The organism is Paraburkholderia sp. J8-2 (genome assembly GCF_905220195.1).
Taxonomy (GTDB): Bacteria; Pseudomonadota; Gammaproteobacteria; order Burkholderiales; family Burkholderiaceae; genus Paraburkholderia.
Window position 1 is genome coordinate 227,320 of record NZ_CAJMZA010000010.1, and the last position, 18,842, is coordinate 246,161.

An 18,842-nucleotide genomic window follows, 5' to 3' on the forward strand; every position below is an offset into this window, starting at 1 on the left:
AAATGAAAGCCTGATCATGCAACCCTTGTTATCAATCTCCGAGGCGTCAAAATCGTTTGGCGCCATTCGGGCGGTGCGCGACGTCAGTCTGTCGGTCAACGAAGGCGAGATTCTTGGAATCGCCGGACCGAACGGCAGCGGCAAGAGCACGTTTTTCAATATCATCACGAAGACGCCTTTCGGCCCTGACTCGGGCCGGGTGGTCCTCGGTGGGCGTGACGTGTCCAGGCTGAGATCGCACGAGATCGCACGCCTGGGCCTGGCGCGCACGTTCCAGCGTGAAAGCGTCTTCGCGTCCCTGTCTGCAATCGACAATGTCCTTGTGGCGGTCGAAAACTCGGCGGGGCACGGAAAGTTTGCCGCCAACCTCGAAACGGCGGAATGGGCGCTCGACCTGGCCGGCTTTCCTGCGAACATGCACAACACTGCGGCGGGCACCATGCCGGTGTTTCTCCGAAAGTTGATCATGATTGCGTCGGCCCTGGCGCTACGGCCGAAGGTTCTCCTCCTCGATGAACCGGCATCGAGTCTCACCCCTCATGAAGTCGCCCGCATCCAGGTGCTGATCCTGAAGTTGAAATCGCTTGGCATGACGATCCTGCTTATCGAACACGTGCTTCCACTCCTTACGTCTGTCTCCGACGGGCTCGCCGTTCTCGATTACGGCACGCTCGTCGCCTATGGTCGTCCCGACGAGGTTATTGCTGACCCGCGTGTGATTGAAGCCTACCTGGGAAAGAAATATGAGCCTCTTGCAAGTTGAAAACCTGAGCGGGGGCTACGAGCCAACGCAGATATTCAGCAACGTCGACCTGACAGTTCCGGAAGGGGCATGTGTTGGATTCTTTGGACCTAATGGTCATGGGAAATCGACGTTGATGAAAACGCTTAGCGGCGTCATCGATCCATGGTCGGGTTCCATCGTCTTCGACGGGGAAAGGCTCAACGCTCCGACGGAAAGGAAGGCACGTCGCTCAAGGAATCTGAACTACGACGTGCTGACCCGTCGCCGCATGGATCCAAAGAGAATTGCAAGGGCAGGGCTTATTCACGTGCCGCAGGGATCCACGCTGTTCCCCGACATGACGGTCGCGGAGGTGTTGTCGATCGCTCCCGCAGCTGCGCGAGGTACGGGACGCGTCTGCGATCCCGAGTCGGTGTTCGCACTGTTCCCGCGACTGAAGGAACGTTTGAAGTCGAAAGCGCGGTTTCTTTCGGGCGGTGAACGGCAGATGCTCTCGATGGCCTGCGGCATCCTCGCAGTGCCCAAACTCATGATTCTTGACGAGCCTACCCTCGGACTGTCCCCGAAGGTTCGGATCGAACTCTCTGACTGCGTTCACGCGATTCGGGCGAGCGGCATCCCGATCATTCTGGTGGAACAGGATGTTGAGTTCCTGCGCGACCTCGTCGGCACGCTGAACGTATTCGACCACGGATCGATTTCCAGACGCCTGGAGCAGTCCGAGATTCCGGATCATGAAACGCTGATGGCCGAAATGTTCGGAAAGAGGACACACTGATGAACATCCACACTCTGATCTCAATCCTGACGGGCGGCCTGGTACTCGGGGTCCTCTACGCCCTGATGGCTTTTGGTCTGGCAATCATCTGGACCACCCTCGGCATCTTCAATTTCGCTCATGGAGCATTCATCGCAGTAGCGGCTTACATTGCGTGGCAAGTCGGTAACCCCGGTGGTTTTGGGCTGGGATTCTGGATCGGGGCGCTGGCCGCCGTGGTCGGGACGTTCGCGCTCGGCGTAGTTTTTGAGACGCTGCTTATCCGCCCATTTGCGCGCAAGCCGAACATCGTCATTCTGACAGTGATCACGACGTTGTCGGGCGCCACCATTCTCGTTAACTTCCTAAACGTCATCTGGGGACCTCGCTCCAAACAGATCAGCTTTCCTGTGGCAGGCGATTTCACGCTCGGAATGTTCCGGTTAAGTGCGGGCGAGTGCATGATGATTGCTGTAGTGGCCGCAACCTTCGCTTTTCTCGGCTGGTTCCTTCTGAAGACAACGCTCGGCAGGTCCATGCGAGCCGTTGCTCAAAACCGCGAGGCGGCACAGATGATGGGCCTGGACGTGCCACGTTTGTACGCTCTGGTGTTCGGTATATCGGGAGCGATCGCGGGTATCACGGGTATCTTCCTAGGCTCCATCCGGTTCATGACGCCAGCGCTTGGCGATGATCCACTGCAGAAGGCCCTCATCGTTGTGATTCTCGGCGGGGTGGCCCGGTTTACTTCGCCCATCTACGCCGCGCTCCTTGTCGGCGTCGTCGAAGCCTTTTCTACCTACTTCATTGGGCTCTATTGGACGCCCGCAGTTCTGTTCGCCCTCATGATCGCAACGCTTGTGCTGAAACCTGAAGGGCTTTTTGCAACTCGGCAGAGGTCAGTCTAAATGCGCTACGATCCTTCCTTTCACCGTACAAACGGTCTTCGGCCCGCGATCGTCCTGCTTGCAGCGGCCGCGATTGCTCCACTCTTCGTCCACGACGCGTACGTGCGCCACCTTCTGATTCTGGCGTTCGTGTATGGAATCGTGGCCTCGAACTGGGACCTCAGTCTTGGCTTTGGCGGCCTGCTGAACTTTGCGCATGGCGCATTGTTCGCGATCGGCCTCTACGTCTATGCGCTGTCTACGAAGTTTCTCGATGTTTCGCCGTGGATTGCGATCGTGCTAGGCGGCGTGGCAGCCGTTCTGCTCGCGGTCCTCATTGCGCTGCCCGTGTTGCGGCTCGACGGGATCTATGTGATTCTCGTCACCGTCGCTGTGAGTCAGCTCCTGTACCAGATCACCGTGAGTCAGTCCGACTGGACGGGCGGTACGTCGGGCATCGTGTCCCTGCCGGGGTTGAAAATCGGCGCCTATCCGTTTATTCGGGATACGAAACTGGGGTATTACTACACTGCGCTGGTGCTGTTCGTCGCCTCCACGGCATTCATCTATCTCACGCTGCGTTCCCGCATCGGCCGCTCTATTGTTGCCCTCCGCGACCAGAAGTATCTCGGTATCGCGCGTGGTGTCTCCGAAGCAAAAACCCGGGTAGCCGCGCTTGCATTGAGCGCTCTGTTTACTGGCCTCGCGGGTGCGTTCTATGGCTCCTACGTGCGAGTGGCATCACCGGAAGTCTATGGCACCGGGTTCCTGACGACGATCCTGTCGATACTGCTCGTCGGCGGCGCCGGCACGCTGTGGGGGCCACTCGCAGCCGCTTTCCTGATGGTGGGTCTTTCGGAGGCACTGGCCGACCTTGGCGCCTGGCGGGAGATTATCGTCGGTACCATCATCGTGCTGGTCCTGGTCTTCTACCCCGGCGGACTCTGGGCCTTCATTCAGGAAATGCGGGAGCTGGTCGACGTTACGCGCAGCCAGTTGCTGGCCAGATTTCGCCGGCGGTTTGGCAAGGCGGAGCGTGAAGCGCGCATGAACGGGGCGAAAGAAACGTATATCAATACGCGCTTCGGGACGATCGCCGTATCGGATACCGGCGGTAGCGGCCGGCCACTTCTCCTTATTCACGGAAACTCTGCGTGCAAGGAATCATTCTTCCATCAGTTTACGTCACTCCACGGCCGTTTCCGCCTGATTGCGTTCGATCTTCCGGGGCATGGTGTATCGGACAACGCCGAACCTGAGACAGGCTACAACGTACCGGCATATGCGGAAGTTGCCGAGATCGTACTGAAGGAAATGGGCGTTAAACGACCGATCGTGTTTGGCTGGTCCCTGGGTGGATATGTCGCGCTCGAACTCGGGGCACGTGCAAATATCGAACTCGCCGGTCTTGCGATCTGCGGAACCTCCCCGCTGACAGTAGTGCCCGACGATTTCGCCGCTGGTTATGTTCCCAGCCATCACATGGTGCTGACGGGGAAGCAGTACTTTACGGCTGAAGAACGCCAGAATTACGCCGACTCCGCAACGGCGCCCAGGAGTCCGGAAAGCGAGTTCATGCACCGTAACCTGCCCCGGACGGACGGGCGTGCCCGTGCGTATATGGTCGCGAAGTTGCCTGTCGTGAATTGGCCGAGGCAGATGAGGCTCCTGTGGGAGGGGAAGATTCCTTTCGCGATTATCAATGGCTCCGACGACCCGTTCCTGAATCACGAATATATTCAACGCATCTGTGACAGTGAGGGCTGGGAACATCCACTCATCAACATTGAGAACGGCCGTCACGCGCCATTCTTCAATGAGCCAGAAGCCTTTGATGCTGCCTTTTCGAGCATCTTCGGCGGGCGCGTGATGCAGGGGCGAGAGAGGGCCGCGTGAGCATCTAGGGGCGAGGGGGCAACCTCGGTGAGTCTCCATGGTCAGCTGCGGCCTTGATAGTGGGCCCAAAACCCGCTCGCTACCGGATACGGCGCGGCTACCAACGCTATTGTCACCGACCGGTGGAGCGTCACTGCTAACTACGTTGGCTGCAGACCTGCTTCCGCCGGTGCATCGTTGCCAGGATGAGCGGGCCAGTGTCAAACGCGCGCACCCTCAATGGGGCATGCGTCAACTGTTATATCGAAGGAAGGCGATTCAGGGAGCCGGGATCGGTCTGTGACCGCGTCGGCGCGATCGCTGGCTTTCGCTGTGCCGGGGGTGTGCGAGCTCGCGGGAGTCAGCACCACCGAATGTGAGCCGCGCGACGGTTTATCCCGGACCGTCGCCCGGACGCACTGAAACCTTCAAACAGGAAGATTGCGATCGACGTGAACACAAACATTTACAACATCATTAGGTATGCGAATTAATAACATCTAATCGAAAGAATTCTCACACGATATCTCATCGTGGATTGCATGAAAGGAGGGAAAGAGAAAGTCGTTCTATCGATGCACGTCTGTTGCACCGTTGGTCTACAAGATGTCGTCACCGCTGAATCAAAGAAATATTTTTACGACAAGGGATTTGGATATGAAGAAGACCGCAATCGCAGTTGCGTCAATGCTCATCTCAACGGGTGTGTTTGCACAGAGCTCCGTTACTCTGTATGGTCTCATCGACGAAGGCTTCGGTTTTACGAACAATGCTGGTGGGAAAAAGGCATACCAGACCCAAAGCGGGTGGGACGCGGGAGACCGTTGGGGGTTGAAGGGCTCGGAGGATCTTGGTGGAGGATTGAGCGCGATCTTTACCCTTGAAAACGGATTCAGCCTGGATTCCGGGGCACTTGGCCAGGGAGGGCGCATTTTTGGGCGCCAGGCATTCGTCGGCATGAAGAGTGATTCCCTCGGCACAGTCACATTCGGGCGTCAATACGATACGATCGTTGACTACCTGGGTCCGTTGACGGCGAATGGTGGTTACGGTGGCTGGCCCTTCGCCCATCCATACGATAACGACAACACAGACAACACGTTCCGCGCAAATAACGCGGTCAAATACTCGAGTCCGAAGTTCGGTGGCGCTCAAATCGAGGGGCTCTACGGCTTCAGTAATCAGGCGGGCGGTTTTGCCACCAATCGGCTCTACAGCACCGGCGTTTCGTACTCGGGCGGCGGCTTGTCGCTCGCAGCGGCCTATCTCCAGGCAAATGCGGGAGGCGCGAACGCATCAGGAGCGCTCGCGACCAACGACACAAACTTCGTTGCTCAACGCCAGCAGACGTGGGGGGTTGCTGCGACGTATGTGCTCGGTTCCGCGACAGCGGGCCTTAACTACACCCACACGTCTCTGTTGAACCCGACGTCGTCTGCCTATATCGGCTCCCTGGGTACGACCAGTTCCCTGAAATTCGACAATGTCGAAGTGTTCGGAAAGTATCAGTTCACCCCCGCATTCTTCGGTTTGGTGATGTACAACTTTACCGAAGGTAACCTCGATACTTCGACGGGTAAGAGCAAGCCGAAGTGGAATCAGGTTGGTCTACTCGGCGACTACTATCTCTCGAAGAGGACGGACGTGTACGTTCAGGGCACGTATCAGCATGTCACGGGTGGCGAAGGCACCGTTTTCGCAAATGCGTACATTACCGGTTCTGCGGCACCGTCCTCTAACAACTCGCAGCTCTTGCTGCGCATTGGGATGAAGCACGCGTTCTAACGGATAAGAGAAAGCGACTACCGTTTCGGTAGTCGCTCAGGCATTCATGAATGTCGAGGAGCCGTTCAAGGGCGTTCGTCGGTAGCGTTCCGGATGACCATGGGCAATGGACGCCACAGGTGATCCGCGTCGTTGCCCGCGTCGTCCGCATGGTTTGTAACGCGTGGCAGACAGCATTGGCGATACGCAGGCAACTTAGGTCGTTAATGTTCATTTGGCTGATTTTGGTGACCGAAACGCATCCGTAGAATGAGATCTGGTTTTTTAACGAGGTGAGGAAGATGGAACTCAGACTGGCGTTGATCGGATTCGGTGGTGTGAACCAGGGCCTTGTGCAACTGCTTGATACGAAAAGGGAGGTGCTTCGCGCATATGGCATCGACCTGAAAGTGACCGCGGTAGTGGATTTGCGAATGGGTGTACTAACCAACCCGGGTGGTTTCCCGCTCGATGTTTTGCTCAATTGCATCGAATGTGGACTGGAAGTGAAACCCCTGCTCAACTGTGCGGGGACGGATATCCAGCCGAACGCCGATCTGGCTACGACGCTCAAGGTAATCGCGTCCGACATCGTGGATGTCGTCGTTGAAGCGACGTTCACCGATCCAAATACGGGTGAGCCGGCACTTTCGCATTGCCGTACGGCGCTCGAGTCTGGCAAGCACGTGATTACGACAAACAAGGGACCCGTCGCCCTGGCGTTCAAGTCCCTCATGGCCACCGCAGACGCGCACGGGGCACGATTGATGTTCGAAGGCTCCGTCATGAGCGGAACGCCTGTTATCCGTCAGCTCTCAACGACCTTGCGCGGTGCCGAGATCCGCGCGTTTTCCGGAATTCTGAACGGCACCTCGAATTTTGTCCTTGGCAAGGTTGCCGCAGGCGACACCTTCGAGGCAGCAGTCAAGGACGCCCAGGCGCGCGGGTACGCGGAGGCAAATCCTGCTGCCGATATTGAGGGATCCGATGTTCAGATGAAGGTTCTCATCCTCGCAAACGCGCTGTGGGGTGCAGATCTGCGCCGCAGCGATGTGCATTGTGAAGGGATAACCGGGCTAAGCGAAGAAGCGATCCGCTCGGCTCCCGACAACGGCAGCAGCTGGCGTCTGATTGGGCGAGCCCAGCGTAACGAGGACGGAACGATCGTTGCGGGCGTGAGTCCGCAACTACTACCGGCCGGCCACCCACTCCTGGCAGCAACGGGTGTGACCAACGCCATTACGTTCGACACCGATACTCTCGGGAGCGTGACGATCAGTGGACCCGGTGCGGGTCGTGTGGAGACGGCGTTTGCGATCTTCTCCGATATTCTCGAACTGGCAAGCGTGCACAATGGCGCGGCGCGTGAGGGCACGAAATGAATGCCCTGACAAATCAAGCTTGCCTGCAGGACTCTGTGGGTTCAGTGGAAGTTGTCTCGCCGTTCGATCGCGCTGTGGTTGGCTCGGTACGCCTGACCCCCGTCGATGCAGTCGACGATGTGGTGAAAGCGGCAAACGCCGGAACCTCGCAGGTTTCGAGGCTACCGCGCAGCGAGCGCGCAAGAATCCTGTTTGAGGTCGCGGACCGGGTTGAAGCGCGCTCCAGCCAGTTCGCGACGACTATCGCACGTGAAGCAGGAAAGACCATTCGCCAGGCTAAAAAGGAGACGGCTCGCTGCGTCAACACCCTGCGGCTTTCCGCAGAAGAAGCAAAACGCCATGTCGGGGAACTCATTCCGTTTGACTCGTACAGCGGATCGGAGAACCGCTCTGGCTATTTCACGCTGGAACCGATCGGTCTGGTGGTGGCCATTACGCCCTTCAACGACCCACTCAACCTCGTCGCGCACAAACTGGGGCCTGCGTTCGCCGCTGGAAACTCGGTGATCCTGAAGCCGTCCCTGCTCGCGCCGCTATCTGCACAGGCGCTGGTGGAATGCTTCTGGGAAGCAGGTGTGCCGCGCGATGCGCTGCAGATCGTCCACGGAGGCGCTGAGATTGCCTCGTCGCTCGTGAGAAGTCGCAGCGTTCGAATGGTGACGTTCACCGGCGGACCGGCGACAGGAGAGGCTATCACGCGCGACGCCGGTCTGAAAAAGATTGCAATGGATCTTGGCGGAAACGCCCCGGTCATCGTTATGGCCGACAGCGATTTGCTTGACGCTGCAGAATGTTGCGTCTCTGGTTCATTCTGGGCCGCGGGGCAGAACTGCATCGGCACGCAACGAATCTTTGTTGCCGAGGCGGCCTATGACCAGTTCGTCAAATACTTTGTGGAACTCACACAGGCAATGATCGTAGGCGATCCGCTGGATGAGGCCACGGACCTTGGGCCCATGATCAGCGAGGAGCAAGCCCGGCGTGTCGAGAGCTGGGTCAGTGAGGCCGTCTCGAAGGGTGCCAGGGTGCTCACCGGTAACCGGCGTCAGGGCGCGCTGTTCTTCCCGACGGTTCTGTCGGACGTGCCGGTTGATTGCAAGATCTGGACCGATGAAGTCTTTGCGCCGGTGGTATCGATCTCGAGCTTTCGCGATCTCGATGAGGCGATCGCCCTTGCAAACTCGTCGGAGAGCAGCCTTCAGGCGGGAATTTTCACGAACCACCTTGAAACGGCCTTCCTGTTAGCCGAAAGCCTTCAGGCCGGAGGCGTCATGGTTAACGATTCTTCCGACTATCGCTTCGATGGCATGCCATTCGGAGGCGCGAAGTATGGATCACTCGGACGGGAGGGCGTGCGGTTTTCGATGATGGAAATGAGTCAACCGAAAGTGGTGTGCTTCCGCAGAAAATAACCTTCCAGGCGGTATGCGACGGTGGTCGGCTGTCTGCAGCGTCGAAAACTCGCGACGCGACGCTCTCGAATGCAAAGCGGAACTGAAGCGGGAGGTGCGGGTGCCGCTGGATCGAAGGCCAGGGAAGCGCACGGGTCTTCGATCCAGCAAATCTCGCTTCACGTGAGCAAAAGCGTCAATGGGGTCGGTGGGTGCTCTGGTTCAGCATCCTGCATGTATTTTTTGTGGTGGAGAGATTGTGAAGGTTGATGCGATCGATCAGAAGATCATTGACGAGCTTGTCGCGGACGCACGCATGTCGTTGGCCGACCTCGCGGAGAAAGTTGGAATTACCCGTCAGTCGGTCAGGCACCGGCTTGACAGACTGGAGGGTTGCAAGATCATCAAGGGATACACGGCGATCCTTGCCGACCCCGCCCTCGATGACATTGTCAGTGCATTGATACTTGTCTACCGCAAAGATCGCATGCGGGGAGTCGGAGTGACCGATGCGATTTCGAAGATTCCAGAAGTCGAATACTGCTCGATCATGAGCGGTGAACTCGATCTTATGGTCCATATCACCGCGAACAGTAGCGGACGTGTGAGCGAGATCTGGGCGGAGATTAGCCGCCTGGAAGGTGTTCAAAACACGACGACTTGTTTCACCCTGTCTGCGGTGATTGACCGAAGGCGCGGGTAAGAATTTCGTGCATTCTTGCACCGTTGATCGCGACACATAAGTGCGCGTTTGCTGTTACGCCCGATTCCAGGTGTCACGCTTTCCATACAGGAGTTCAGTCATGTCAGGTGTTGATGATGCGTCGAATGCTGCGTCGCGATCCGACAGCGCACGCCCCCACGCCGCCTTCCCCGAATCGCTTCCGTGGGTCACGCGTCTCGTATCGATGGATACGGTGAGCCGAAATCCGAATCTCGGGCTGATCGAGACTGTACGGGACGAGCTAAAGAGCCTGGGCGTTGACTCGACGTTGACCCACGATGCAAGCGGGAAGTGGGCCAATCTGTTCGCCACGATTCCGGCACACGACGGGAAGACCAATGGCGGAATCGTGCTATCCGGTCATACAGATGTGGTGCCAGTCGATGGGCAGCAATGGGACAGTGATCCTTTCAGGCCGGAAATACGTAACGACAGGCTATACGGGCGTGGCACCTGCGACATGAAGGGTTTCATCGGCGCCGCGCTGACGCTCGTGCCCCAGATGATCGGCACAAAACTCGCCAGGCCGATTCACTTCGCCTTGTCGTTCGACGAAGAGGTCGGGTGCGTTGGCGCACCGCTGATGATCAGGGACCTTGCGAAGCGCGGCGTTAAGGCTGACGGCTGCATCGTCGGCGAACCGACGGGTATGCGCCCGATCGTCGCGCACAAGAGCATCAACATGTACCGATGCTGCGTGCGCGGACACGCCGCGCATTCCTCGCTGACACCCAAGGGCCTCAACGCAATCGAATATGCGGCGCGGCTGATCTGTTACATCCGTGATATGGCTGACGCTTTCCGCGATCATGGCCCGTTCGATGAGCTGTACGACGTCCCATTTACGACCATCCAGACCAGCACGATCCAGGGTGGCAATGCGATCAACACCGTGCCGGCCGAATGCCAGTTCGAATTCGAATTCCGCGGACTGCCGACGGTTGACCCGGCCACAATCTTCGCACGCATCGACCGCTACGCGCGTGAAACGCTGCTGCCGCTCATGCGGGCTGAGTATCCCTCTGGCGACATCGAATTGAGCAAGATCGCCACGGCGCCCGGACTCGATACCACTGAGCAGGCCGCCATCACGCAACTCGTTCGCGCGCTTACCCGAGACCAGGAAAGGCGGAAGGTCGCCTATGGCACCGAGGCCGGGCTGTTCTCGAGTTCGGGTGTTCCGAGCATCATCTGCGGACCCGGCGATATCGATCAGGCGCATAAGGCCAATGAGTTCGTCGAACTGGCGCAGCTCGTGGAGTGCGAGCGTTTCCTGGGGAGGCTCATCCACAGCATGTCGGTCGAAGCTCAAACCAGCTGAGACAAGCTCATGAAATACATTTCCACGCGCGGCGCGGGTGCCGGCGAGCATCATTCGTTTTCCGACATCCTGCTGGGCGGTCTCGCGCGCGACGGCGGCCTGTATCTGCCGGCCGAGTATCCGCAGATCAGCAAGGAAGAACTCGCGCGCTGGCGCGGCCTCTCGTACGCGGACCTCGCGTTCGAGATCCTCTCGAAGTTCGCCGGCGACATTCCCGCCGACGACCTGCGCGACATCACGCGCCGCACCTACACGGGCGAAACGTACCGCAACGTGCGTCATGGCGAAGACGCGAGCAAGATCACGCCGCTCACCACGCTCGGCGAGGAAAACGGCGCGAAACTGTCGTTGCTCGAACTCTCGAACGGTCCGACGCTCGCGTTCAAGGACATGGCGATGCAACTGCTCGGCAACCTGTTCGAGTACGCGCTCGCGAAGGCCGGCCAGGAGCTGAACATCCTCGGCGCGACGTCGGGCGACACCGGCAGCGCCGCCGAATACGCCATGCGCGGCAAGAAGGGCGTGCGCGTGTTCATGCTCTCGCCGCACAAGAAGATGAGCGCGTTCCAGACGGCGCAGATGTTCAGCCTGCAAGACCCGAACATCTTCAATCTGGCCGTGGAAGGCGTGTTCGACGACTGCCAGGACATCGTCAAGGCCGTTTCGAACGATCACGCGTTCAAGGCGCAGCAGAAGATCGGCACGGTCAACTCGATCAACTGGGCGCGCGTCGTGGCCCAGGTCGTGTACTACTTCGCCGGTTACTTCGCGGCGACGCAGTCGAACGACGAGCGCGTTTCGTTCACGGTGCCCTCGGGCAACTTCGGCAACGTGTGCGCGGGCCATATCGCGCGCATGATGGGTCTGCCGATCGAAAAGCTGGTGGTCGCGACCAACGAGAACGACGTGCTCGACGAGTTCTTCCGCACCGGCATCTATCGCGTGCGCGGCTCGGCGGAGACGTATCACACCACCAGCCCGAGCATGGACATCTCGAAGGCGTCGAACTTCGAGCGCTTCGTGTACGACCTGCTGGGCCGCGATCCGGCGCGCGTGACGCAACTGTTCCGCGACGTGGAGGAGAAGGGTGGTTTCGATCTCGTGGCGAGCGGCGACTTCGTGCGCGTGCAGCAGTTCGGTTTCGTGTCGGGCCGCAGCACACACGACGACCGCATCGCGACGATCCGCGATCTCTACACGCGCTACAGGACGTTGATCGACACCCATACGGCTGATGGTGTGAAGGTCGCGCGCGAGCACCTGCAGCCGGGCGTGCCGATGATCGTGCTCGAGACCGCGCAGCCGGTGAAGTTCGGCGAGACGGTCCGCGAGGCGCTCAAGCGTGAGCCGAAGCGTCCGGTGGCGTTCGAGGGCCTTGAGGAACTGTCGCAGCGCTTTGAGGTATTGCCGGCTGACACCCAGCGAGTTAAGGACTTTATTGCGGCCAGGACAGGCAACTAGCTACCGTGCCTGGCGTGGCAAGCGATCATATGTCTCATCGGATCTGCGTCTGCCCGACGAGCCTTACCAGTCGTTTTCGAGGAACGAATGTCACAAATTGAATCTTTGCTTCAGGAACGCCGGATTTTCCCGGCTGCTGCGGAAGTCACGTTACACGCCAATGTGTCCGGCATGGACCTCTACAAGGCGCTGTGCGCCGAAGCCGAACGCGATTACGAAGGCTTCTGGGCACGTCTCGCGCGCGAAACGTTGACCTGGCAAAAGCCCTTCACGAAGGTGCTCGACGAATCGAAGGCGCCGTTCTACACGTGGTTCGAAGACGGCGAACTCAACGCCTCGTACAACAGCCTCGACCGGCATGTCGAAGCGGGCATAGGCGAGCGCGTCGCGATCGTCTTCGAAGCCGACGACGGCACCGTCACGAACGTCACCTACAAGGACCTGCTCGCGCGCGTCTCGCGCTTCGCCAATGCGCTGAAGAAGCGCGGCGTGAAGAAGGGCGACCGCGTGGTCATCTACATGCCGATGTCGGTCGAAGGCGTGGTCGCGATGCAGGCCTGCGCGCGCATAGGCGCCACGCACTCGGTGGTGTTCGGCGGCTTCTCGTCGAAGTCGCTCAACGAGCGCATGGTGGACGTGGGCGCAGTCGCGCTCATCACCGCAGACGAACAGATGCGCGGCGGCAAGGCGCTGCCGCTGAAGAACATCGCCGACGAAGCGCTTGCCATGGGCGGCTGCGAAGCGGTGCACAGCGTGATCGTGTACCAGCGCACGGGCGGCAAGGTTGCCTGGCGCGAAGGCCGCGACCACTGGATGCACGAAGTCTCGGCGGCCGAGAGCGACACCTGCGCGCCGGTGCCCGTGAGCGCGGAGCATCCGCTCTTCATCCTCTACACGTCGGGCTCGACGGGCAAGCCGAAGGGCGTGCAGCACAGCACGGGTGGCTACTTGCTGTGGGCCGCGCAGACCATGAAGTGGACCTTCGACTACAAGCCGAGCGACGTGTTCTGGTGCACGGCCGACATCGGCTGGATCACGGGCCACAGCTATATCGCCTATGGTCCGCTTTCGATCGGCGCGACCCAGATGGTGTTCGAAGGCGTGCCCACGTACCCGAACGCGGGCCGCTTCTGGGACATGATCGCCAGGCACAAGGTCACGGTGTTCTACACGGCGCCGACTGCCATTCGCTCGCTCATCAAGATGTCCGAAGCCGATGCGAAGGTACATCCGAAGAGCTACGACCTCTCGTCGCTGCGCATTCTCGGCACGGTTGGCGAGCCGATCAATCCCGAAGCGTGGATGTGGTACTACGAAAACGTGGGCGGCAAGCGCTGCCCGATCGTCGACACGTGGTGGCAGACCGAAACGGGCGGCCACATGATCACGCCGCTGCCGGGCGCCACGCCGCTCGTGCCGGGCTCGTGCACGCTGCCGCTGCCGGGCATCATGGCCGCGATCGTCGACGAAACCGGCCAGGACGTGCCGAACGGGCAGGGCGGCATTCTCGTCGTGAAGCGCCCGTGGCCGTCGATGATCCGTAACGTCTGGGGTCAGCCGGAGCGCTACAAGTCGGGCTACTTCCCCGAGGAACTGGGCGGCAAGCTCTACCTCGCGGGCGACGGCAGCGTGCGCGACAAGGACACGGGCTACTTCACGATCATGGGCCGTATCGACGACGTGCTGAACGTCTCGGGTCACCGCCTCGGCACGATGGAGATCGAGTCGGCGCTGGTGGCGAACCCGCTCGTGGCCGAAGCCGCCGTGGTGGGCCGCCCCGACGACACCACCGGCGAAGCCGTGGTGGCCTTCGTGGTGCTCAAGGCCACGCGTCCGCAGGGCGACGAGGCCGTGAAGCTCGCCAACGATCTGCGCGCGTGGGTGGGCAAGGAGATCGGACCGATTGCCAAGCCCAAGGACATCCGCTTCGGCGAAAACCTGCCGAAGACGCGTTCGGGCAAGATCATGCGCCGCCTGCTTCGCTCCCTCGCGAAGGGGGAAGAGATCACGCAGGACGTGTCGACGCTTGAGAATCCTACGATTCTTCAGCAGCTTAGTGAGATGCGCTAGTAATCGAAATCGCATCTGGAAACCGAAAAACTGAAGGATCCTCAGCACGCCACGGAAACGCGCTATGTCAATCGATGCAATTCTCGCAAACATGGATCACGTCTGGTTGGAGATAGAAGACGATCTGGATAATGCAGCAGGTCGCGCGAAGCAAAGAGCGCTTAGACAGCTGCTTCAGTGCATCAGGGATGAGGGGTATCCGCTGCTGCTGTTGAGCAATCTCAGCGCGGAGCATCTAAATAGCGCCATTGGCTCCGCGCTTGGAGAAAATGGGTTGACCTATTTTTCCGCAATTCTTTCGTCGGAATTGGTTGATCGCTACGCCGTTGCGCTATACACACTCCAGACCGCTCCCGATCGCGTCATCGCGGTAGGTAGCACCGAACTGGAATTGCAGGAAGCGAGGTCGTTCGGCATTGCCCGTTGCGTTCATCTCGATGACGCTCTGAGTGGCTTTCCCCTTTAGGCTTGTCTGCCTCGGCCGCTCGCAGGAGACAGTGCAATTCGCCGTATAGACGCAGACTTCGAAAGCTCTCCACGTCAGCTCGCGTTGTGGGAGTTCGCGAGCTGTTGACCCGGCTCCGCCGGGTTTTTTTTCGTTCCAAACACATGCTGGATGCGGCGTGCCTGACCAAGTTCGTTGAGCTGAGCCGCGAAGAGTTGGGGTCGAGTCGTGGCAGCTAGCCAGTCTTTTTTTGTTGGTTAATGAGGATACGGAAGGATTTTATGAAGGCCATCCGTGCACAAGATGCATATCCGTGACTTCAATTGCTTCGAATCGTCAGTTCGCGCCCGACGTATAACCATTCATAAACCGACGATTCCAGGAGGTGATACTGTTGTTCATTGTCAGGAAATGCTTGCGGTGTTTGAATTACTAGGAAAATAAGGACATTGCATTGCTGAGGCAATTGGTTTAAATTGCGTCCTCCGGTGGTTCTCGCGTACATAACCACTGATTATTGGTAAATTCCCAGATGTTATAGCTTCAGCTGCGTGCCTCACATGGCCGCCGAAGCGGATAAATTCGTTCCGCGCGTCTCTGCGAATGGCGGTCTCGTCTCTCAGTGCACTTCACTTCCAAAAGAGCTCAGTCGACTTTCGGGGCCGTCGTCCGATAACTGTGGCGCCTTCCTCCGCATCACGAGGTAGACGCGAAGAGTCTCCTTGCGCGATCCAGCGCGCTTGGCAAGCGGAGCGGCTCGATCGCGCCGGAGCGGTCGATGAAGAACGCAAAGACAGCTGCCCAAGGCTATGCATATGAACAGTTTCTCGCAGAGAGAGCGTCGGGCGCTAACACGACTGCAGTGGGAGGCAACTCGAATTTGATGACACTCGTCTGAGTGCGCGCTGAAACGGGGGACATACGCGTCTCTATCGGCTTTCGGTCTAGCCTCTTGAAGGAATCTCGGCTTTTCCTGGCGCGCTTCTGCTGGGGCGCATGACACACACAACGAGGAACTTTATGCAGATTGTCGACCAAAGGGAAACTATCGCCCGCCTTCCCGCTTCGAAGCTTATCGATGCGCTGGAAACGATGTTTGTTGAGGGTTGTGAAGTGCCGCTTCGACACTCCCACAAGATTGATTCCGCCAACGGCGAACAAAAAGGAACGCTCCTTCTGATGCCCGCTTGGCAGAAAGGCGGGAAGCTCGGCGTTAAAACTGTCTCGATTTTTCCCGACAATCGTAGCCAGAACTTGCCTGGCTTGCACTCGACCTACATTCTTTTTGATGCGTCGACCGGTGTTCCACTCGCGATGCTCGATGGCGATGTCATTACGTCGCGGCGTACGGCTGCCGCGTCTGCACTGGCGGCAAGCTACTTGAGTCGGCCGGACGCCTCGACTCTACTTCTGCTTGGCAGTGGCCGTGTAGGCTCTCTGATTCCGGAAGCGTACTCCGCTGTGCGCTCCATCCGTAAGGTGCTGGTTTGGGACATCGATAGCGGCAGCGCTTCCGCGCTGTCCGAGAAGCTCAATCGAGAAGGCACAGTCGCCGAAGTCGCGACTGACCTCGAGGCGGCCGTCGCTCAAGCTGACATTGTATCCAGTGCAACGCTCTCGACCAGTCCACTCATCCATGGAAAGTGGCTCCGACCAGGCACTCATCTCGACCTGATTGGTGGCTTCACTCCGGCCATGCGGGAGAGCGATAACGACTGTTTCTCGGGCACGTCTGTATTTATCGACACGGACGAGGCGCTTGCTAAAGCGGGAGATCTTCTGGAGCCAATCAAAGCAGGTGTTCTCGAGGCGAAGGGCGTTCGCGCCCGCCTTGAGGAGCTGTGCCGTCGAGAGCATCGTGGCCGCCAATCGGCCGATGAGATCACCGTATTCAAGGCTGTGGGTACCGCTCTGGAAGACCTTGCGGCGGCCTGCGCAGCCATGCTGTAACTTGTTCGCGCGTGATTCGACTACCGTCAGTACGTTCATCGCGAACGTGACGGGGAGGAGCGCGCGCTCCCCGTCACGCTTTGGGAGCTGAAAACTCCGATTCGAATGCGGTGCGAAGCTCGTCTACGAATCTCTGCACGAAAAGCGACACTTCAACGTTGCGATTGCGGACAGCATAAACATAGCAAGGCACTTCGGCGGTGAAAGGGCGGATTTCCAGATGTTCGCTCCACAGATTCGCGCAGTAGGGGTCAACGACGGCCACTGCAACTCCCTCAGAAACCAGGTGGCATGCAGTTTCAGTAAGCGTGGACTCGAACCGGATGTTCAGATCCACACCTGCCCGCTCGAAGACTTCTTCGACCGATTGCCGGTAGCCGTCCGCTCGGCCCAGCGCAACGAATGGCTCGCCTTGTAAGTCGCGTGGGCCGATGGCGCTCAACTCGGACAAGCGGTGACCCCTTGGAACGATACATACGGAAGGCGCTACAGTGACGACCTCGCAGGCCACGCTGGGGTCTGCAATCGGCATTGCCGTCAGTCCAACATCCACGAGGCGATCGGCCGCAAGCTCCGCATTTCGCTCCGAGCCATGCGTGCGGAGGTTAAGCGTTGCTCGCTCATGCTGAGCGGCGAATGTTGCAACGAAGTTGGTAACGAATCCCGAGATTGCAGGATACGCAGCAATCGTGATGCGTCCAGATTGCAACCCGCGCATGTCCGTCGCAAGGGCCCGCAACCTGGACATGCCTTTGACGATGCTATCGACCTCTGGAAGCAACATCTTGCTTTCGGCGGTAGGCACCAGCCTACCGTTGCGCCTTTGAAAAAGGGTCAGCTTCAAATCGTGCTCCAGATTCGCGATATGTGCACTCAATGAAGGTTGCGAAATGGATAGTATTTGACTCGCTGCCGTCACGGTGCCGGTCTCCATTACCGCCCGAAATGCTTCAAGTTGCCGATAGTTCACTGATTACGCCCCTTGACGTTCGTGCATGATCTGACTCTATAGGATAGTCCTATAGTACCCGCAAACTAAAGTATTGGACTATGCCTTTTTGAATTAGGAGCATAGCGTTATCACAAGCGGATTCGGGCACCGCCAGTCCGCGGAAAAAATCGAGACAAACCACAACCACAGCAGACCTTTAGGAATCTCCTATGCAAACCCTCCGAAAATTCGCCGCACTCGCGGCTACATTGACCATTGCTTGCACCATTACGTCAGTGCAAGCCAAGACTTGGGACAAAATCACCGTGGCGACCGAGGGCAACTATGCACCTTGGAACTTCACCAACTCCAGCGGCAAGCTCGAGGGCTATGAGATCGACCTCACAGCTGAGCTTTGCAAGCGGATGAACGCTCAATGCACCATCGTTGCGCAAGACTGGGACGGGATTATCCCGGGTCTGAATGCCGGCAAATACGACGCAATTATCGCGTCGATGGGCGTAACCGCAGCCCGAGAAAAGGCTGTGGCGTTTTCTGTGCCGTATGCGAAGGCACCGAACGGCTTCATCGCGATGAAATCCAACTCACTCTCGAAGTTGCCCGACCTGAGTAAGCTGTTCGACCTCACACAGGACGAAGGCGCGGCAAAGACCGAACTGGAAAAGCTCGCGCCGCTCTTGAAGGGGAAGGTCGTGGGTGTGCAAGGCGGATCTACCGCAGCAGCATTTGCGGACAAGTACCTCAAGCCACTGCTCGACGTTCGCGAATACAAGACGCATGAGGCAAGCGTCCTCGACCTTGCTTCTGGCCGCATCGATCTGGTCATGAGCAACATCACCGTTCTGCAGAAGTCGCTTTCGCAGCCCGACATGGCTAACGCCACTTTCACCGGCCCCCGCTTCACGGGTGGAGTCGTAGGTCATGGAACCGCCAACGTTGCCATCCGAAAAACCGACACCGACTTGCAAGATAAATTCAACAGCGCAATCAAGTCTGTCAACGAAGACGGAACCAATCTGCGGTTGATGAAGAAGTGGTTTGGACTGGACTTGCTCCCCTAACTGCCTAACCGCAGGAGTGCGCGAGGTACTCGAGCACTCCCTTTATCGAGTAAGACA

Annotated in this window: 15 protein-coding genes; 14 read left to right on the top strand and 1 reads right to left on the bottom strand. The window is 58.6% G+C overall.

From position 1 onward, the window contains the following. Positions 1–16: 16 nt before the first annotated feature. From U5A52_RS22830 to U5A52_RS22890, 13 genes are all read left to right on the top strand, one after another. Positions 17–763, top strand: a complete 747-nt coding sequence (locus U5A52_RS22830) for an ABC transporter ATP-binding protein (RefSeq protein ID WP_321936334.1) — start codon at positions 17–19, stop codon at positions 761–763. After that, positions 744–1,523, top strand: a complete 780-nt coding sequence (locus tag U5A52_RS22835; protein WP_321936335.1) for an ABC transporter ATP-binding protein — start codon at positions 744–746, stop codon at positions 1,521–1,523. Before U5A52_RS22830 ends, U5A52_RS22835 begins: the two co-directional genes overlap by 20 nt. Beyond that, a complete protein-coding gene (locus U5A52_RS22840) occupies positions 1,523–2,410 on the top strand; it encodes a branched-chain amino acid ABC transporter permease (protein WP_321936336.1) in 888 nt (295 codons plus the stop codon). Before U5A52_RS22835 ends, U5A52_RS22840 begins: the two co-directional genes overlap by 1 nt. Continuing rightward, complete coding sequence (locus tag U5A52_RS22845) at positions 2,411–4,285, top strand: alpha/beta fold hydrolase (RefSeq protein WP_321936337.1); 1,875 nt, start codon at positions 2,411–2,413, stop codon at positions 4,283–4,285. A 636-nt stretch (positions 4,286–4,921) separates the two neighbouring features. Beyond that, positions 4,922–6,049 carry a porin gene (locus U5A52_RS22850; RefSeq protein WP_321936338.1) on the top strand — a complete coding sequence of 376 codons (1,128 nt, stop codon included), beginning with the start codon at positions 4,922–4,924 and terminating at the stop codon, positions 6,047–6,049. A gap of 281 nt (positions 6,050–6,330) precedes the next feature. Then, complete coding sequence (locus U5A52_RS22855; protein ID WP_321936339.1) at positions 6,331–7,410, top strand: homoserine dehydrogenase; 1,080 nt, start codon at positions 6,331–6,333, stop codon at positions 7,408–7,410. Continuing rightward, on the top strand, positions 7,407–8,822 hold the full coding sequence (locus U5A52_RS22860; protein ID WP_321936340.1) for an aldehyde dehydrogenase family protein: 1,416 nt from the start codon (positions 7,407–7,409) through the stop codon (positions 8,820–8,822). Before U5A52_RS22855 ends, U5A52_RS22860 begins: the two co-directional genes overlap by 4 nt. 238 nt (positions 8,823–9,060) lie before the next feature. Then, positions 9,061–9,504, top strand: a complete 444-nt coding sequence (locus U5A52_RS22865) for an Lrp/AsnC family transcriptional regulator (protein WP_321936341.1) — start codon at positions 9,061–9,063, stop codon at positions 9,502–9,504. A gap of 100 nt (positions 9,505–9,604) precedes the next feature. Next, positions 9,605–10,846 carry an acetylornithine deacetylase gene (argE, locus tag U5A52_RS22870; protein ID WP_321936342.1) on the top strand — a complete coding sequence of 414 codons (1,242 nt, stop codon included), beginning with the start codon at positions 9,605–9,607 and terminating at the stop codon, positions 10,844–10,846. A gap of 9 nt (positions 10,847–10,855) precedes the next feature. After that, on the top strand, positions 10,856–12,307 hold the full coding sequence (gene thrC, locus U5A52_RS22875) for a threonine synthase (protein ID WP_321936343.1): 1,452 nt from the start codon (positions 10,856–10,858) through the stop codon (positions 12,305–12,307). Between the two features lie 87 nt (positions 12,308–12,394). Beyond that, a complete protein-coding gene (acs, locus tag U5A52_RS22880) occupies positions 12,395–14,377 on the top strand; it encodes an acetate--CoA ligase (protein ID WP_321936344.1) in 1,983 nt (660 codons plus the stop codon). A gap of 64 nt (positions 14,378–14,441) precedes the next feature. Beyond that, complete coding sequence (locus U5A52_RS22885) at positions 14,442–14,843, top strand: hypothetical protein (protein ID WP_321936345.1); 402 nt, start codon at positions 14,442–14,444, stop codon at positions 14,841–14,843. A gap of 999 nt (positions 14,844–15,842) precedes the next feature. After that, positions 15,843–16,772 carry an ornithine cyclodeaminase family protein gene (locus tag U5A52_RS22890; protein ID WP_321936346.1) on the top strand — a complete coding sequence of 310 codons (930 nt, stop codon included), beginning with the start codon at positions 15,843–15,845 and terminating at the stop codon, positions 16,770–16,772. A 73-nt stretch (positions 16,773–16,845) separates the two neighbouring features. Here U5A52_RS22890 and U5A52_RS22895 read toward each other — a convergent pair whose 3' ends face one another. Next, positions 16,846–17,742, bottom strand: a complete 897-nt coding sequence (locus U5A52_RS22895; RefSeq protein WP_321936347.1) for a LysR substrate-binding domain-containing protein — start codon at positions 17,740–17,742, stop codon at positions 16,846–16,848. Positions 17,743–17,933: 191 nt separating this feature from the next. Between U5A52_RS22895 and U5A52_RS22900 the strand changes: the two genes are divergently transcribed. Beyond that, positions 17,934–18,785, top strand: coding sequence for a transporter substrate-binding domain-containing protein (locus U5A52_RS22900; RefSeq protein WP_321936348.1), 852 nt, complete (start codon positions 17,934–17,936; stop codon positions 18,783–18,785). The last annotated feature ends 57 nt before the right edge of the window (positions 18,786–18,842 follow it).

What these genes read in the sequence shown, in the direction of transcription:
- U5A52_RS22830 (WP_321936334.1), top strand. Translation starts at nt 17, where the DNA reads ATGCAACCCTTGTTATCAATCTCCGAGGCGTCAAAATCGTTTGGCGCC.
- U5A52_RS22835 (WP_321936335.1), top strand. Translation starts at nt 744, where the DNA reads ATGAGCCTCTTGCAAGTTGAAAACCTGAGCGGGGGCTACGAGCCAACG.
- U5A52_RS22840 (WP_321936336.1), top strand. Translation starts at nt 1,523, where the DNA reads ATGAACATCCACACTCTGATCTCAATCCTGACGGGCGGCCTGGTACTC.
- U5A52_RS22845 (WP_321936337.1), top strand. Translation starts at nt 2,411, where the DNA reads ATGCGCTACGATCCTTCCTTTCACCGTACAAACGGTCTTCGGCCCGCG.
- U5A52_RS22850 (WP_321936338.1), top strand. Translation starts at nt 4,922, where the DNA reads ATGAAGAAGACCGCAATCGCAGTTGCGTCAATGCTCATCTCAACGGGT.
- U5A52_RS22855 (WP_321936339.1), top strand. Translation starts at nt 6,331, where the DNA reads ATGGAACTCAGACTGGCGTTGATCGGATTCGGTGGTGTGAACCAGGGC.
- U5A52_RS22860 (WP_321936340.1), top strand. Translation starts at nt 7,407, where the DNA reads ATGAATGCCCTGACAAATCAAGCTTGCCTGCAGGACTCTGTGGGTTCA.
- argE (WP_321936342.1), top strand. Translation starts at nt 9,605, where the DNA reads ATGTCAGGTGTTGATGATGCGTCGAATGCTGCGTCGCGATCCGACAGC.
- thrC (WP_321936343.1), top strand. Translation starts at nt 10,856, where the DNA reads ATGAAATACATTTCCACGCGCGGCGCGGGTGCCGGCGAGCATCATTCG.
- acs (WP_321936344.1), top strand. Translation starts at nt 12,395, where the DNA reads ATGTCACAAATTGAATCTTTGCTTCAGGAACGCCGGATTTTCCCGGCT.
- U5A52_RS22885 (WP_321936345.1), top strand. Translation starts at nt 14,442, where the DNA reads ATGTCAATCGATGCAATTCTCGCAAACATGGATCACGTCTGGTTGGAG.
- U5A52_RS22890 (WP_321936346.1), top strand. Translation starts at nt 15,843, where the DNA reads ATGCAGATTGTCGACCAAAGGGAAACTATCGCCCGCCTTCCCGCTTCG.
- U5A52_RS22900 (WP_321936348.1), top strand. Translation starts at nt 17,934, where the DNA reads ATGCAAACCCTCCGAAAATTCGCCGCACTCGCGGCTACATTGACCATT.